Annotated in this window: 17 protein-coding genes; 12 read left to right on the top strand and 5 right to left on the bottom strand. The window is 64.5% G+C overall.

Features of this window, described 5'->3' with window-relative positions; genetic code table 11:
- Positions 1–9 precede the first annotated feature (9 nt).
- The 6 genes from LR961_RS08520 to LR961_RS08545 all read left to right on the top strand — a co-directional run bounded on the left by LR961_RS08520 (position 10) and on the right by LR961_RS08545 (position 4,171).
- On the top strand, positions 10–795 hold the full coding sequence (locus LR961_RS08520; RefSeq protein ID WP_232148203.1) for a succinate dehydrogenase iron-sulfur subunit: 786 nt from the start codon (positions 10–12) through the stop codon (positions 793–795).
- Between the two features lie 160 nt (positions 796–955).
- Positions 956–1,210 carry a succinate dehydrogenase assembly factor 2 gene (locus tag LR961_RS08525; protein WP_232148205.1) on the top strand — a complete coding sequence of 85 codons (255 nt, stop codon included), beginning with the start codon at positions 956–958 and terminating at the stop codon, positions 1,208–1,210.
- Positions 1,161–1,610 (top strand): hypothetical protein, encoded by a 450-nt coding sequence (locus tag LR961_RS08530; RefSeq protein ID WP_232148207.1) that lies wholly within the window; start codon positions 1,161–1,163, stop codon positions 1,608–1,610. Before LR961_RS08525 ends, LR961_RS08530 begins: the two co-directional genes overlap by 50 nt.
- A gap of 24 nt (positions 1,611–1,634) precedes the next feature.
- Positions 1,635–2,876 (top strand): lipoprotein-releasing ABC transporter permease subunit, encoded by a 1,242-nt coding sequence (locus LR961_RS08535; protein ID WP_232148209.1) that lies wholly within the window; start codon positions 1,635–1,637, stop codon positions 2,874–2,876.
- Positions 2,869–3,579 carry a lipoprotein-releasing ABC transporter ATP-binding protein LolD gene (lolD, locus tag LR961_RS08540; RefSeq protein WP_232148210.1) on the top strand — a complete coding sequence of 237 codons (711 nt, stop codon included), beginning with the start codon at positions 2,869–2,871 and terminating at the stop codon, positions 3,577–3,579. Before LR961_RS08535 ends, lolD begins: the two co-directional genes overlap by 8 nt.
- 130 nt (positions 3,580–3,709) lie before the next feature.
- Positions 3,710–4,171 carry a DUF6491 family protein gene (locus LR961_RS08545; RefSeq protein WP_232148212.1) on the top strand — a complete coding sequence of 154 codons (462 nt, stop codon included), beginning with the start codon at positions 3,710–3,712 and terminating at the stop codon, positions 4,169–4,171.
- Between the two features lie 115 nt (positions 4,172–4,286).
- Here LR961_RS08545 and LR961_RS08550 read toward each other — a convergent pair whose 3' ends face one another.
- The 4 genes from LR961_RS08550 to htpG all read right to left on the bottom strand — a co-directional run bounded on the left by LR961_RS08550 (position 4,287) and on the right by htpG (position 9,356).
- Entirely contained in the window at positions 4,287–4,559 is a 273-nt protein-coding gene (locus LR961_RS08550; protein ID WP_232148214.1) for an oxidative damage protection protein, read from the bottom strand.
- Positions 4,560–4,576: 17 nt separating this feature from the next.
- A complete protein-coding gene (gene mutY, locus LR961_RS08555; protein ID WP_232148217.1) occupies positions 4,577–5,632 on the bottom strand; it encodes an A/G-specific adenine glycosylase in 1,056 nt (351 codons plus the stop codon).
- A gap of 168 nt (positions 5,633–5,800) precedes the next feature.
- Entirely contained in the window at positions 5,801–7,186 is a 1,386-nt protein-coding gene (gene ftsY, locus LR961_RS08560) for a signal recognition particle-docking protein FtsY (protein WP_232148218.1), read from the bottom strand.
- Positions 7,187–7,451: 265 nt separating this feature from the next.
- Positions 7,452–9,356, bottom strand: coding sequence for a molecular chaperone HtpG (gene htpG, locus LR961_RS08565; RefSeq protein ID WP_232148219.1), 1,905 nt, complete (start codon positions 9,354–9,356; stop codon positions 7,452–7,454).
- A gap of 204 nt (positions 9,357–9,560) precedes the next feature.
- On the opposite strand from htpG, the gene rsmD reads away from it, so the two are divergent.
- The 6 genes from rsmD (at position 9,561) to LR961_RS08595 (ending at position 14,704) form a co-directional block, all read left to right on the top strand.
- The gene (rsmD, locus tag LR961_RS08570) at positions 9,561–10,181 is read left to right on the top strand and encodes a 16S rRNA (guanine(966)-N(2))-methyltransferase RsmD (RefSeq protein WP_232149291.1); all 621 of its coding nucleotides are present in this window, start codon (positions 9,561–9,563) and stop codon (positions 10,179–10,181) included.
- Positions 10,178–10,684: a pantetheine-phosphate adenylyltransferase gene (coaD, locus tag LR961_RS08575; RefSeq protein WP_232148221.1), complete on the top strand. Its 507-nt coding sequence runs from the start codon at positions 10,178–10,180 to the stop codon at positions 10,682–10,684. The genes rsmD and coaD overlap by 4 nt, the downstream gene beginning before the upstream one ends.
- Positions 10,685–10,731: 47 nt before the next feature.
- A complete protein-coding gene (locus tag LR961_RS08580) occupies positions 10,732–11,223 on the top strand; it encodes a hypothetical protein (protein WP_232148222.1) in 492 nt (163 codons plus the stop codon).
- A 344-nt stretch (positions 11,224–11,567) separates the two neighbouring features.
- Positions 11,568–11,852, top strand: coding sequence for a YfhL family 4Fe-4S dicluster ferredoxin (locus LR961_RS08585; RefSeq protein ID WP_232148224.1), 285 nt, complete (start codon positions 11,568–11,570; stop codon positions 11,850–11,852).
- Positions 11,849–13,591: a gamma-glutamyltransferase gene (gene ggt, locus LR961_RS08590; protein ID WP_232148235.1), complete on the top strand. Its 1,743-nt coding sequence runs from the start codon at positions 11,849–11,851 to the stop codon at positions 13,589–13,591. Before LR961_RS08585 ends, ggt begins: the two co-directional genes overlap by 4 nt.
- A gap of 222 nt (positions 13,592–13,813) precedes the next feature.
- A complete protein-coding gene (locus LR961_RS08595) occupies positions 13,814–14,704 on the top strand; it encodes an MBL fold metallo-hydrolase (RefSeq protein WP_232148242.1) in 891 nt (296 codons plus the stop codon).
- 55 nt (positions 14,705–14,759) lie between these two features.
- Here LR961_RS08595 and LR961_RS08600 read toward each other — a convergent pair whose 3' ends face one another.
- The gene (locus tag LR961_RS08600) at positions 14,760–15,170 is read right to left on the bottom strand and encodes a g-type lysozyme inhibitor (protein WP_232148244.1); all 411 of its coding nucleotides are present in this window, start codon (positions 15,168–15,170) and stop codon (positions 14,760–14,762) included.
- Between the last annotated feature and the right edge of the window lie 48 nt (positions 15,171–15,218).

Genomic DNA, 15,218 nt, shown 5'->3' on the forward strand with positions numbered 1-15,218 from the left:
CCTACGAACATGGCTGAATTTGCACTTCCGAAGAACTCCCGGATCACCAAGGGCAAGCACTTCCCCGCCAAGGGCGGTGCGAAGAACACGCGCACCTTCAAGATCTACCGCTGGAGCCCCGACGACGACCAGAATCCGCGTACCGACACCTACGAGATCGATCTCGATGCGTGCGGCCCGATGGTTCTGGACGCGCTGATCAAGATCAAGAACGAGATTGATCCGACCCTGACCTTCCGTCGCTCCTGCCGTGAAGGCATCTGCGGTTCGTGCGCGATGAACATCGACGGCACCAACACGCTGGCCTGCACCCGTGCCATTTCCGACTGCGGCAAGGCCGAGGTGCCGATCTATCCGCTGCCGCACATGGACGTGGTCAAGGATCTGGTTCCGGACCTGACCCACTTCTACGCGCAGTACGCCTCGATCAAGCCGTGGATCCGCACCCAGACCCCGGCACCGCCGGATCGCGAACGCCTGCAGTCGCCGGAAGACCGCGAGAAGCTGGATGGCCTGTACGAGTGCATCCTGTGCGCGTGCTGCTCGACCAGCTGCCCGAGCTACTGGTGGAACGGCGAGCGTTACCTGGGCCCGGCAATCCTGCTGCAGGCCTACCGCTGGATCATCGACTCGCGTGACGAGGACACCGGTGCGCGCCTGGACGATCTGGAAGATCCGTTCAAGCTGTACCGCTGCCACACGATCATGAACTGCGCCCGCACCTGCCCGAAGGGTCTGAACCCGGCGCTGGCGATTGCCGAGATCAAGAAGCTGATGATGGCGCGCCGCGCCTGATGCGGTATTCCTTCTCCCTTCGGGAGAAGGTGCCCAGAAGGGGCGAAAGAGCGTACGGGCGAAGCCTGCTGCCATCGATTTCGCGGGAGCTTCGCTCCAACCCTCACCCCAGCCCCTCTCCCGACGGGAGAGGGGCTTTGGTATCCGAGGTATCCGAGCCATGCAGACCGAAGACGAAATCCTGCTGAAGAAACTGCGCTGGCGCTGCCGGCGTGGCATGCGTGAGCTCGATCAGCTGTTCGGTCGCTACCTGGACCGTCGCTGGCTGCAAGCACCTGCCGAAGAACGCGCGGTTTTCCTGCAACTGCTGGAAACCGAGGACGATAAGTTGTGGCGCTGGTCCATGGGCTACGAGGATTGTCCCGATGCGCAACAGGCACAACTGCTGGAGTACATCCGCTCCCTTCCGGTATGAGTGGAAGCCCTCGCGCTGGCTGACCGCCGCGCTGTTGTTGCTGGGTGTACTGGCCGCCTTTGCGCTGCTCAACTGTGATCTGCCGATGCCTTATGCCTGGCCCTTGGCCGTGCTGGCGATGGCGTGGGCCACCCGCTTGGCATGGATCGAGCACTTCCGCGTGACGCGCAGCCTGCTGATCTGCCCGTCATCGGCCACGGCCAGGATCGACGGAGGGGCCGTCGAGCGGCTTGAACTGCTGGAGCGCGGACCTCTGCGGGTGTTGCGTTGGTGGGGCGAGGGGCGGCATGGCCAGCTGCTGTTCTGGCCCGATACCCTGCCGCGCCGCCGGCGACGTGAACTGCGACTGGCCGTCCACGCCCATTCCGTTTCCTGCAACGCGGCGACAGTGGCACCATAGCCGACAGTCCCCGGGCACAAACGCATGTTCAGACCCTTACCTGTCGCAATCGGCTTGCGCTACCTGCGCGCCAAACGTCGCAACGGCTTCATCTCCTTCATCTCCATGGCTTCCATCCTGGGCATCGCGCTCGGGGTGACGGTGCTGATCACCACGTTGGCAGTCATGAGCGGCTTCCAGAAGGAGATCCGTGACCGCCTGCTGCAGATGTCGGCCCATGCCACCGTCAGCGCCGACGGCGAGCCTATGACCAATTGGCAGCACGCCGTTGACGTGGCGATGAAGGATCCGCGCGTGGCCGGTGCCGCGCCGTACATCGAGATCCAGGGCATGTTGGCGGGGCCGCGTGTGCAGGGCGCGATCGTGCAGGGTGTCGATCCGGCACTGGAGCCGAAGGTGTCGGTACTCGGCGAGAAGATGACCAAGGGCTCGCTAGACAGCCTGAAGCAGGGTGAGTTCAACATCCTGCTGGGCAAGGAGCTGGCGCTCTGGCTTGGCGTGGAGGTGGGCGACAACGTGGTCGCCACGCTCGCCGAAATCCAGGGTACGCCGGTCGGCGCGATGGCGCGCACCAAGCGCTTCAAGGTCAGCGGTATCTTCGAGGCCGGCTCCAATGAAGTGGACCGGGGCGTGGCCTTCGTCAACATGCAGGACCTGGAGCGTGTGCTGCGCGTGGACGGCGTGACCGGCGTGCGCTTGAAGCTGCACGACATGGACCAGGCCTACACGGTGGCGCGCGACCTGGCGCTCAACCTCGAAGGCTATTACCGGGTCAGCGACTGGACCCAGCAGAACGCCAATCTCTACCACTCGTTGAAGATGGAAAAGACGGTGATGGGCATCCTGCTGTCGCTGATCATCGCGATGGGTGCGTTCAACCTGGTGTCCTCGCAGGTGATGCTGGTCACCGACAAGCAGGCTGATATCGCCATCCTGCGCACGCTGGGCCTGAGCCCGAACGGGGTGATGCAGGTGTTCATGGTGCAGGGCACGCTGATCGGCGTGTTCGGCACCATTGCCGGCGTCATCGGCGGCATCACCCTGACGCTCAATCTGGAGCGCATCCTGGGCCTGATCGAATCGATATTCAGCATCAAGTTGTTGCCGGAAGACGTGTACTACATCACCGGCCTGCCGACCGACATGCAGACCAGCGACATCGTCATCATCACCGTGATCGCGCTGCTGATGAGCTTTGCGGCGACCTTGTATCCGGCCTGGCGCGCTGCGCGCACCCAGCCGGCGGAGGCGCTGCGCTATGAATGAGAAACAGCAGATGGATGAGGTTATCCGCGCCGAAGGCCTGGGCAAGACCTACGCCGAAGGCAAGATGCATACGCCGGTGTTCGATGGCCTGGAGCTGAGGGTGGCGGCCGGTGAAACGGTGGCCATTGTCGGCGCCTCCGGTGCCGGCAAGAGCACCTTGTTGCACTTGCTGGGCGGGCTGGATACGCCGACCGCCGGCGAGGTCTATGTGGCCGGGAACAAGATGTCGGCGCTGTCCGACGCCGAGCGTGGACGGCTGCGCAATCGCTCGTTGGGCTTCGTCTACCAGTTCCATCACCTGCTGCCGGAGTTCACCGCGCTGGAGAACGTGATGATGCCGGTGATGCTTGGTGGTGCCGACGTCGCTGGCGCAACCCAGCGCGCGCAGGGGCTGCTGGAGGCGGTCGGGTTGGGGCATCGGCTGGATCACAAGCCGGGCGAGCTGTCCGGTGGCGAGCGCCAGCGCGCGGCGGTTGCGCGTGCGCTTGTCAACCAGCCTGCCTGCGTACTTGGCGATGAGCCCACCGGCAACCTGGATGACAAGACTGCCGCAGTCGTATTCGAGCTGATGCTGGACTTGAACCGTGCCCGCAGGACCAGCCTGGTGCTGGTCACCCATGACCGCAGTCTGGCGCGCAAGCTGGACCGGGTGCTGGAACTGCGTGAGGGCCGGCTTCACCAGCTCGCGCGCAGCGAGGTTTGATCGGCCCCCGCGCAATCGAGTGCTGCGGTATTGCTGTGGAATTCACCTTGGGCGGCGGATCATCTGCTGGCATGCCGAGGTGCCGAGACTGGCCCTGGCCAAACCCATCCAAGCCAAGAGGAGTGGTGCCATGAAGAAGATGCTTCTTGCATTGCTGGCCGCTGCCGCGTTGGGCGGTTGCGCCACTGCCGGAAAACTGAGCAGCAGCGAAAAGCTGGAGCTGTACCGCTCGCATGCGGGCGCGCCGGTGAACAGCTTCAAGTACTTTGGCTCGCTCAATGGCTGGACCGAGCTGGGCGATAGCGCGTTGGCGGTGTGGACCAAGCCAAGCGAGGCCTGGCTGCTGAGCCTGAGTGGCCCGTGCATGGATCTTTCATTCTCGCCGGCTATCACCGTGACCAACATGATGGGCCAGGTATCGGCGAAGTTTGACCGTGTGATCGTGCATGGCGGTGGGCCAGTCGGGCACATCCCGTGCCGGATCGATACGATCCAGCCGCTGGACGTGAAGGCCCTGCGTGCTTCGGAGAAGGAGTTGCGCGAGGCCAAGATCGCCGAGCGCGCGGCCGATCAGGTGGGCGAAGCGAAGTAATGGTTCGCTGTAGAGCGGAGCCACGCTCCGCTCTGGCATTCGCGGTAGTGCCGAGCGCGGCTCGGCACTGCGCATTGGGTGTCATGTGCCGAGCTTGGCTCGGCACTACCGGAGCTCAGTTTTCCGGGGCGACGTAGCCGGCCGGCTTTTCCGCGCCGCCGGAGAACAGGTACTTCACCAGCTCTTCTTCGAGGAAGGCGCGATGTTTCGGGTCGCGCGGTGACAGGCGGTTTTCATTGATCAACATGGTCTGGTGCGCCAGCCAGGCCGCCCAGCCCTGCTTGCCGATGTTGTTGAAGATGCGCTGGCCCAGTTCGCCGGGGTAGGGCACGAAGTCCAGACCTTCGGTCTCGCGTTGTTCGTATTGGCAGAAGACGGAACGGGGCATGGCGTAATCCTGTGGGTTCAGTGCGCGCGATGGCGCTCAAGCAGTTTGCGGATCGGAGCAGGCAGGCCAACGTCGGCCAGTTCGGCGCGTGAAACCCAGCGCAGGCCGTCATTGTCGCCAACCTGGGCGTGCAGGGCGACCTTGCGCGCGTTCAATGGCTGCAGATGCAGCCGGTAATGGCTGAAGGTGTGAACGATCAGTGGCAGTTCGTCAGCGTTGTCGTAGTCACCGACGATGTTGCTTGCGAACCATTGCCGCATTTCGATATCGGTATCGGCTTGTGGCAGTGTCCACAGCGATGCCCAGATGCCGGTCGGCGGACGCTTGAGCAACAGGATGCGGCCTTGCGTGTCTTCCAGCAGCAAAGCAGTGGCTTCGCGCTCGGGCAGGACCTTGCTGGGCTTGGGCGTCGGCAGTGAATCAACCAGTCCGTGCGCATGCGCGACGCAGCTGTCCTGCACCGGGCACAGGATGCATGCGGGCTTTGAGCGCGTGCAAAGCGTGGCGCCGAAGTCCATCTGCGCCTGGGTGTAGTCGGCCATGCGTCCGGCTGGCACGTGTGCGACATGGTCGATGGCCAGCGCCCACAGCTGCTTCTCGATAGCGGGTTGGCCAGGGAATCCGGCGATGCCGTGGTAGCGGGTCAGCACGCGTTTCACGTTGCCATCGAGAATGGGAAAGGGATCGTTCCATGCCTGGCTGAGGATCGCGCCGGCGGTGCTGCGGCCGATGCCGGGCAGGGCAAGCAAGGCATCGAAATCGCGCGGCAGATCGCCACCGTGCAGCTCGACGCATTGTTTGGCCGCCGCGTGCAGGTTGCGTGCGCGGGCGTAGTAGCCCAGGCCGGCCCAGTTGGCCATCACCGTGTCGTTGTCGGCACTGGCCAGTTCCGGCAGGGTCGGGAACGCCTGCATGAAGCGCAGGAAGTACGGGATGACCGTGGCCACCTGGGTCTGCTGCAGCATGATTTCCGACAGCCATACCCGATACGGCGAGCGCGGATGCTGCCAGGGCAGATCGTGGCGGCCGTGCTGGTCGAACCAGTTGAGCAGATGGCTGGGGAAGCTGGGCATGGGCTCGCAGGCGATGGCGGCTATGGAGCCCTTCTCCCTCTGGGAGAAGGTGCCCCGCAGGGGGGGGGCGGATGAGGGTAGGGCGTGAAGCCTCGGGAATCGTGTTCTGCGGAGTCTGATCGACCCTCATCCCCCCTCTCCCGCAGGCGGGAGAGGGGCTTTGGGAGCTTAGGTGCCTTGGCTGCCCAGCGCTTGCGGCAGCAGCGCGTCGACGAAGGCTTCCGGGTCGAATACGCGCAGGTCCTCCGGACGCTCGCCAATGCCGGCGAAGCGGATCGGAATGCCGAACTCGCGCGCGAGGGCGAACACCACGCCGCCCTTGGCGGTGCCGTCCAGCTTGGTGACGACCAGACCGGTGACGCCGGCTGCGGCGTGGAACTGGCGCAGCTGCGAGAGTGCGTTCTGGCCGGTGGTGCCGTCGATCACCATCAGCACTTCGTGCGGGGCGGTGGCGTCGATCTTGCCGAGCACGCGGCGGATCTTGCTCAGCTCGTTCATCAGCCCGGTCTGCGTGTGCAGGCGGCCGGCGGTGTCGGCGATCAGCACGCTGGTGCCACGTGCCTTGCCGGCCTGCAGTGCGTCGAACGCGACCGACGCGGCATCGGCATTCTGGCCCTGCGCGACCACGGCCACGCCGTTGCGTTCGCCCCAGATCTGCAATTGAGCGACGGCGGCGGCGCGGAAGGTGTCGCCGGCGGCCAGCATCAGGCTGTGGCCTTGATCCTTGAAGCGCTTGGCCAGCTTGCCGATGGTGGTGGTCTTACCGACGCCGTTGACGCCGATGGTGAGGATCACGAACGGTTTGGCATTGGTGTCGATGACCAGCGGCTTGGAGACCGGCTGCAGCAGCGCGATCAGATCGGCGCGCAACGCGGCAAGCAATGCATTGGCATCGGCGAACTCGCGGGACTTCATGCGCTTGCGCAGATCCTCGACCAGAGCGGTGGTGGCCGGCACGCCGACGTCGGCGGTGATCAGTGCGGTTTCGATTTCGTCCAGCAGGTCGTCATCGAGCTTGGGGTTGCGCGAGAACAGGCCGCCAAAGCTGCGGGCGAAGGTGCTGTTGCGCAGACGCTCGCGCCAACCAACCTTGCCGGCCGCTGCTGCCGGAGCGGCGTTGGCGGGAATGAGTGCGTCATCGCTCTGCGCGGACTGGGCCGGAATGACCTCGGCAGACACGGTTGTGGGAACAACCGGTGCAACGACTTCGGGCTGCGCTTCTGCCTGTGGGGCAGGTGCGGCTTCAACGATCTCAACGGCGGCTTGTGGCGCGGCCGGAGCTTCAACCGCCGCTTCGGCGACGACCGGAGCCGGTGTTGCTTCGTCCTGCACGGCAGCGGGAACGTCAACAGGAGCGGCTTCGACGACGATGGTCGGCTCGGCCACTGGCGCTTCGACAACCGGCGGCGCGAATGCTTCGCTGACATCAACCTGCGGTGCGGCCTCGGATGGCGCCTTCGGGAATGCGGCGGCCAGATCTTCCGCGCTCAGCGTGGACGGCTTTGCAGGCTGTTGGGCGTCGTCGGTCTTCTTGCGGCGGAAAAAGCTGAACATGGGGGAAAGTGGCCTTAAATCAGCTGCATATGCTACCACCGGCGGTTGTGCTGCCGGTGCGGATTGAAACGCTTACCCCTCCCCAACGCTCCCCTTCGCTATGCGAAAGGGAGGGGGCTGAAGCCCCTCTCCCGTTTACGGGAGAGGGGTTGGGGTGAGGGCTTGGGTGGTTGTGTTGCCGAGGTGGGGCGAAATGCTTACCCCTCCCCAACCCTCCCCTTCGCTACGCGAAAGGGAGGGGGGCTCAAGCCCTTCTCCCGGCCAATCAGGCCGATAACTCCAGCAGCAGCTTGTTGAGGCGGCGCACGTAACCGGCCGGGTCCTTCAGGCTGTCGCCAGCGGCCAGTGCGGCCTGGTCGAACAGCACATGGGCCAGGTCGTTGAAACGGTCCATGTCGGCTTCGGCGTCCAGCTTCTCGATCAACGGGTGGGCCGGGTTGAACTCGAACACCGGCTTGGAGTCGGGCACCTTTTGGCCGCTGGCTTCCAGGATCTGGCGCATCTGCAGGCCCAGGTCCTGCTCGCCGATGGCCAGGATGGCCGGGGAGTCGGTCAGACGGTGCGAAACGCGCACTTCAGCGACGTCTTCGCCCAGCGCGGACTTCAGGCGCGTGACCAGGGCTTCCTTGGTCTTGGCGACTTCTTCCTGTGCCTTCTTGTCTTCCTCGGTCTCCAGCTTGCCCAGATCCAGGTCGCCACGTGCGATGTCCACGAACGACTTGCCGTCGAACTCGTGCAGGTAGCTCATCAGCCACTCGTCGATGCGGTCGGTCATCAGCAGCACTTCGATGCCCTTCTTGCGGAACACCTCAAGATGCGGGCTGTCCTTGACCTGCTGGAAGCTCTCGCCGGTCAGGTAATAGATCTTGTCCTGGCCTTCAATCATGCGACCGATGTAGTCGGCCAGCGCCACGCTCTGCTCGCCGCTGGCGTCATGCGTGGAAGCAAAGCGCAGCAGGCCAGCGACCTTCTCGCGGTTGTTGAAGTCTTCTGCCGGGCCTTCCTTCAACACCTGGCCGAAGTTCTTCCAGAAGCCTGCGTAGGCTTCCGGCTGGTCCTTGGCCAGCTTTTCCAGCATGTCCAGCGAACGCTTGGTCAGCGCCGACTTCATCGAGTCGATCACCGGGCCGGACTGCAGGATTTCGCGCGAGACATTCAACGGCAGGTCGTTGGAATCGACCACGCCCTTGATGAAGCGCAGGTACAGCGGCAGGAACTGCTCGGCCTGGTCCATGATGAAAACGCGCTGCACATAGAGCTTCAGGCCCTTGGGTGCGTCGCGGTGGTACAGGTCGAACGGTGCGCGGCCCGGCGTGTACAGCAGCGAGGTGTACTCGAGCTTGCCTTCGACCTTGTTGTGGGTCCACGCCAGCGGGTCGGCAGGGTCATGCGCGATGTGCTTGTAGAACTCCTTGTATTCCTCATCCGTGATCTCGGACTTGGAGCGGGTCCACAGCGCATTGGCGCGGTTGACGGTCTCCCATTCCGGCGTGGCCGGCTTGTCGGCTTCTTCGCCGTGGTGTTCTTTCTGCAGCTCGATCGGCAGGCCGATGTGGTCGGAGTACTTCTTGATCAGGCTGCGCAGCTGCCAACCGTCGGTATAGCCTTCTTCGCCTTCCTTCAGGTGCAGCACGATGCGGGTGCCGCGCTCGGGCTTGTCGATGGTTTCCACCTCGAACTCGCCTTCGCCGCGCGAGGACCAGTGCACGCCTTCGCTGGCCGGCAGGCCGGCGCGGCGGCTGTAGACGTCGACCTGGTCGGCGACGATGAAGGCCGAGTAGAAGCCCACGCCGAACTGGCCGATCAGGTTGGAATCCTTCTTCTGGTCACCGGACAGGTTCTTCAGGAACTCGGCGGTGCCGGACTTGGCGATCGTGCCCAGGTGCGCAATGGCTTCATCGCGGCTCAGGCCGATGCCGTTGTCGTCGATGGTCAGGGTGCGCGCGGCCGGGTCGGCCTCGATGCGGATGCGCAGCTCGCCGTTGCCTTCCAGCAGGGCCGGGTTGGTCAGGGCTTCGAAGCGCAGCTTGTCGCTGGCGTCGGCGGCATTGGACACCAGCTCGCGCAGGAAGATTTCCTTGTTCGAGTACAGCGAGTGGATCATCAGGTGCAGCAGCTGCTTCACCTCGGTCTGGAAACCGCGGGTTTCCTTGTGGCTCTGTGCGTTCATCGGTCGGTCGTGCTCCCTGGCTGACGTGCCGCGTCGGACGCGGCGGCTGCCACAGGGGTAAGGGTGAACCGCCCGAATTCAAGGTGTGCGGTGCGCAGCGAGGTGCTGGTCTATCATCTGCGCCCTGTTTGGACTGCTTCCAGGTGCCGCACCGATGTTGTTGATTTGCCAGCTGTTGTCGATGGCTTTGCCGGTACCGGCGGCATGAACCGCGGGCGCGGCAACGGGCCCAGCGGTCCCGGTCAGGTGCGCATCATTGGCGGGCGCTGGCGCAACACGCGGCTGGAAGTGCCGCAGGTGCAGGGGCTGCGCCCGACCAGCGACCGGGTCCGCGAGACCCTGTTCAACTGGCTGATGCCCAAGTTGCCTGGCGCGCGGGTGCTGGACCTGTTCGCCGGCAGCGGCGCGCTGGGGCTGGAGGCGGTGTCACGCGGCGCGGCCTCGGCGCAGCTGGTCGAACGTGACCCGGCCCTGGCCACGGCCCTGCGCGCGGTGGTAGGCAAGCTTGGCGCGGCCGAGCAGGTGCAGGTGGCCCAGGCCGACGCCCTGCAATGGCTGGACAGCGCCGTACCCGCGCAGGCCGATCTGGTGTTCCTGGACCCGCCGTTCGCGGCCGGTCTGTGGGAACAGGTAATTGCCCGATTGCCACGCCATCTGGCCGAAGGCGCCTGGCTTTACGTCGAAGCACCGGCCGGTGCCGCGCCGATACTGCCGGCTGGTTGGAGCCTGCACCGCGAAGGCGGCACCCGCGATGTGGGCTATGCCCTGTATCGACAAGCCGCTGCTACACTTCGCGGCGACATGAACGCGACTGAACCCGCATGACCACACCCAATCGCCGCATCGCCGTTTACCCGGGCACGTTCGACCCGATCACCAACGGTCATATCGACCTGGTGAACCGAGCCGCTCCGTTGTTCGAGAAGATCGTGGTGGGTGTGGCGCAGAGTCCGGCCAAGGGGCCGACGCTGCCGTTGGAACTGCGTGTTGCGCTGGCGGAGGAGGCCTTGGGCCACCACGCCAACGTCGAGGTGGTCGGGTTCGATACTCTGCTTGCCCATTTCGTACGCGCTTGCAATGGCGGCGTGCTGTTGCGCGGCCTGCGTGCGGTGTCCGATTTTGAGTATGAATTCCAGATGGCCAGCATGAACCGCCATCTGATTCCGGAGGTCGAAACCCTGTTTCTGACCCCGTCCGAACAGCACAGCTTCATTTCTTCCTCGCTGGTGCGTGAAATCGCCCGGCTGGGAGGAGACGTTTCCGGCTTCGTGCCGGCGACCGTGCTGGAAGCACTGCGCAAGGCCCGCGAAGCCCGCGCGGGCAAGTGATCCATTCCGAACAGCTGTAAACAGAACCTACAAGAGGGAGAACAACCATGAAGAACACGATGCGCGTGATGCTTGCCGCTTCGCTGGTGCTGGGCTTCACCGCCTGCAAGAAGGAAGAAGCCGCTCCGGTGGCCGACGCCCAGCAGGCGCTGGTCGCCCCGGCCAAGGATGACGATGCGGGTTGGAAGAAGTACCTGCAGGCCGTGGCCGTGCAGAACATGGGCACCATCACCGCCAGCCCGTTCCTGTACTACCTGCCGCCGGAATCGGACCCGGAATTCGCCGCCAAGTACGAGCGTCAGGTCGAGAGCGCCACCACCGCGATCGGTCGTGGCATCCAGCCGGGCAACATGCTGGCTTTCGGTTCCTCGGCCTCGACCAAGATGGCCGACATGATCGAAGCCGCGTTCAAGGGCGTGCAGGCTGACTCGATGAAGAACGTGCGCGTGGTGTTCATCGGCGACGCCGCCGACAACGCCCGCGTGCAGACCATCATTCAGCCGACCGGCGCCGACTACATCTTCGTCGAAGCCAAGTGATGCTGGCGGTGTGGCCGCTTGCGGCCACGCCTTGCCACGGTGTCATCCCCCGCGCAGGCGGGCATCGGGCGGGGCCGCGCAGCGGCCCTGCCTTTTGATTTTCAAGACGTTGCGTCCAAGGCGTCGATGCTTGTGCAATTGCGGGCATTTCCTTGTTCGGAACCATTGGCAGCTTCGCGGCTGAAGCCGCTCGCGCAGCGGGCTGAAGCCAGCTTCGTGGCGGAAGCCTCCCCCACAACGCGCTACGGTCAGCTTCGCGGCATGCGCCGCCGCTACAATAGCCTCCGAGAATCAACCGCCCCGCGTTGGTTGAAAGGCCCGCCCTGACGGGAAGGCAGCAAGTTATGTCCCTCAAAATCAATGAGCTCTGCGTCAACTGCGACGTCTGTGAGCCGGCCTGCCCGAACCAGGCCATCTCGATGGGCGAGACGATCTATGTGATCGATCCGGCCCGTTGTACCGAGTGCGTTGGTCATTTCGATGAGCCGCAATGCGTGGTCGTGTGCCCCGTGGAGTGCATCGACCCGGACCCGGACATCCCCGAAACCCAGGATCAGCTGCTGGCCAAGCTGTTTGGCCTGCAACGCGATCACCCCGAACTTTACGAATCGGAGAAGCCGTCGGCATGAAGATTATTGCCCGTTCCCTGTTGTTGATTGCGCTGGTGCTGTCGCCGGCCGCGTGGGCCGCCGATGCGCCGCAGGCGCGCGCCGCACACCCGGATGGCGCGGCGATTGCCAGCGGCCATTCGCTGGCAACCGATGCCGGCATGGAGATCCTGGCCAAGGGCGGCAACGCCTTTGACGCCGCGGTGGCAGTGTCCTCGACGCTGGCCGTGGTCGAGCCGATCAGCTCGGGCCTGGGCGGTGGCGGCTTCTTCCTGTTGCACGATGCCAAGACCGGCAAGGACGTGATGCTGGACGCGCGCGAGACCGCGCCGGAGTCCGCCACGCCGGAGCAGTTCCTGGACAAGAAGGGCGAACTGGACCGCGACCGTTCGGTCAACGGTGCCTGGTCGGCCGGTATTCCCGGCCTGCCGGCCGCGCTGGTGCAGCTGGCACGCGAACACGGCCGCCTGCCGCTGACCGACTCGCTGGCGCCAGCCATCCGCGTTGCCACCGACGGCTTCCCGGTCTATGCGCGCATGGCGCGCGGCTATGCCTCGCGCCGCGAGGTGATGGAGCGTTTCCCCGGAACCCGCGAGGTGTACCTGCGCAACGGCCGTCCGATCGCCGAAGGTGACCTGTTCAAGCAGCCGGAGCTGGCCCGCACGTTGCAGCTGCTGGCCGAGAAGGGTTTTGACGGTTTCTATCGTGGCGAGACCGGTCGCAAGCTGCTGGCGGGTGTGAAGCAGGCCGGTGGCCGCTGGACCGCCGAGGAACTGGCCGGCTACACGGTCAAGACCCGCGAGCCGATCGTCTTCAACTACGGCGACTGGAAGATCACCACCGCCTCGCCGCCGTCCTCCGGTGGCATTGCGTTGGCTGCGATGTTGCAGATCCTGGAAGGCTGGGACCTGAGCAAGATGGACACCGCGCACCGTACCCACCTGGTGGTGGAATCGATGCGTCGCGCCTACCGCGACCGCACCTTCTTCCTGGGTGACCCGGATTTCGTCGACATCCCGCAGAAGGTGCTGACCAGCCGTGATTACGCACAGGGCCTGCGTGCCACCATCCACCCGGAGAAGGCCACGCCGAGCGACCTGCTGTCGGGCAACCCGACGCCGCTGGAGGATGACGAAACCACGCACTTCTCGATCATCGATGGCGAAGGCAACCGCGTCGGCGGCACCCAGACGGTGAACCTGCTGTACGGTTCGGGTCTGATCCCGGCCGGCACCGGCGTGCTGTTGAACAACGAGATGGACGACTTCGCGCTCAAGCCCGGCACCCCGAACGCGTTTGGCGTGATGGGCTACGAGGCCAACGCGCCGAAGAAGGGCAAGCGCATGCTCAGCTCGATGACGCCGACGTTCATGGAGAACGCCGACAAGGTTGTCGTGATCGGCACCCCGGGTGGCAGCCGCATCATCACCATGGTGCTGCTGGGCATCCTCGGTTACGACGACGGCCTGACCGCGCAGCAGGTCGCGGCGCTGCCGCGTTACCACCACCAGTGGCTTCCGGACCTGATCGAAGCCGAGGACGGCGCGTTCGACGCCGAGACCATCAAGCAGTTGCAGGCGATGGGCCACAAGATCGACCTGCCCGGTGATAGCGCCGCTGGCGGACGAGGCTCCAGCCACGTGTGGGGCAACCTGCAGACGGTTGAATGGGACCGCCGCAGCAACACGCTGTACGGCGGTACCGATCCGCGCAATCCGGTGGGCAGTGCCAGGGTCGAGAAGCCGGTGAGGGCGGATTGACCAGGTTGTAATGTCCGTCGACGAAAACCCCGCTTTCCAGCGGGGTTTTTGTTTCCGGCTGATGGAAGTGCGGTTTCTCCGGCCTGCATGCCGTCATTTCCGACGGCGCGGGAACGGCGGCATCAAGCGGAAACTCAACGCCAATCCCGAGTCCTTCTGTGTGTCAATAAACCGGCATCTCATTCTTGCGAATATTTAACGCGGCACGGGTAGAATTTTCGTATGAAACTCTGGTCTATTCGCGGTAATTCGCAAAAGCTCGATGGCGGCGCAATGTTTGGCAACGCACCCAAGGCGGTGTGGGAGAAGTGGTCGCCTTCGGATGAACTCAATCGCATCGAGCTGGCCTGCCGGGCCTTGCTCGCCAGCCCGCTGGGCGGCAAGACAGTGCTGTTCGAGACCGGCATCGGTGCGTTCTTCGAGCCGAAGCTGCGTGAGCGTTACGGCGTGCAGGAACCGCGCCACATCCTGATCGACTCCCTGCGTGAAGCCGGCTTCGAGCATGAAGATATCGATGTGGTGGTGTTGAGCCACCTGCATTTCGATCATGCCGGCGGCCTGCTGGCGCCGTGGTCGGAAGGGCGTTCACCGGAACTGCTGTTTCCCAACGCGACGTTCGTGGTCGGTGCGGCCCATTGGGAGCGGGCGCGGCATCCGCACCCGCGTGACCGTGCCAGCTTCATTCCGGAACTGCCGGGTCTGCTGGAAGCCAGTGGCCGCCTTGAAGTGGTGTCTGGCGAGTACTCGCAGGTGCTGGGTGAATCGGTGCGCTTCAGCTTCAGCGATGGCCACACGCCGGGTCTGATGCTGGCCGAGATCGTTGGCCCGGAACGGGTGGACGGCCAGTCGCGCGGCGGTCTGGTGTTCTGCGCGGACCTGATCCCGGGGCGTTCCTGGGTGCATGTGCCGATCACCATGGGCTACGACCGCAATGCCGAGCTGCTGATCGATGAGAAGCGTGCCTTCCTGGAAGACAAGCTTGCACGCAATGTGCACCTGTTCTTCACCCACGATCCGCAGTGCGCGATGGCACAGGTGGTGCGTGATGAAAAGGGTCGCTTTGGCACCACCCATGAAGTGGGCGAGCTGAAGGCGCGCACGCTGGCGGCGTGAGTGAAGTCCATTCGCGTTGCAGAGACGGCATAAGCCGTTTCTGCAACACGGGATTTCAGCGGACGCTGAAAGTGATGTGGTACGGCACCTTTTCGCCGCGCCGGGCCGAGGCACGCATCTGGTAGACCTGCACCGTGTAGGTGCCATTTGCCGGCAGTCGACCATTCCAATCCTGGCCAACAGCACCGCTGCCGAGCGCGCTTGCGGCACCGGGTACGTCGCCCGGCGCGAACACGTTGAAACTGGCGTTGCTGCTGCCGGTGATGCTTACCAGCATCGACTGGCCGGCCCTGGCGGTGAGCGTGTAGTTGACGCTGTCATAACCACTGAAGCTTCCCGACAGGGTGGCACTGCTGGTGCCCTTGCTGAAATGCACGGGCGTGGTGGTGACCTTGTCCTCGGCGCTGGCCTGGACGCTGGCGCAGGCCAGCAGGCTGGCCAGGACGATGTTGATGGTGCGTTTCATGTGATGCCCTCAGCGTTGTTCTGGACGATGGGCTGCAGAAGCCCTGCC

Source organism: Stenotrophomonas sp. SY1 (assembly GCF_021202945.1).
GTDB lineage: Bacteria > Pseudomonadota > Gammaproteobacteria > Xanthomonadales > Xanthomonadaceae > Stenotrophomonas.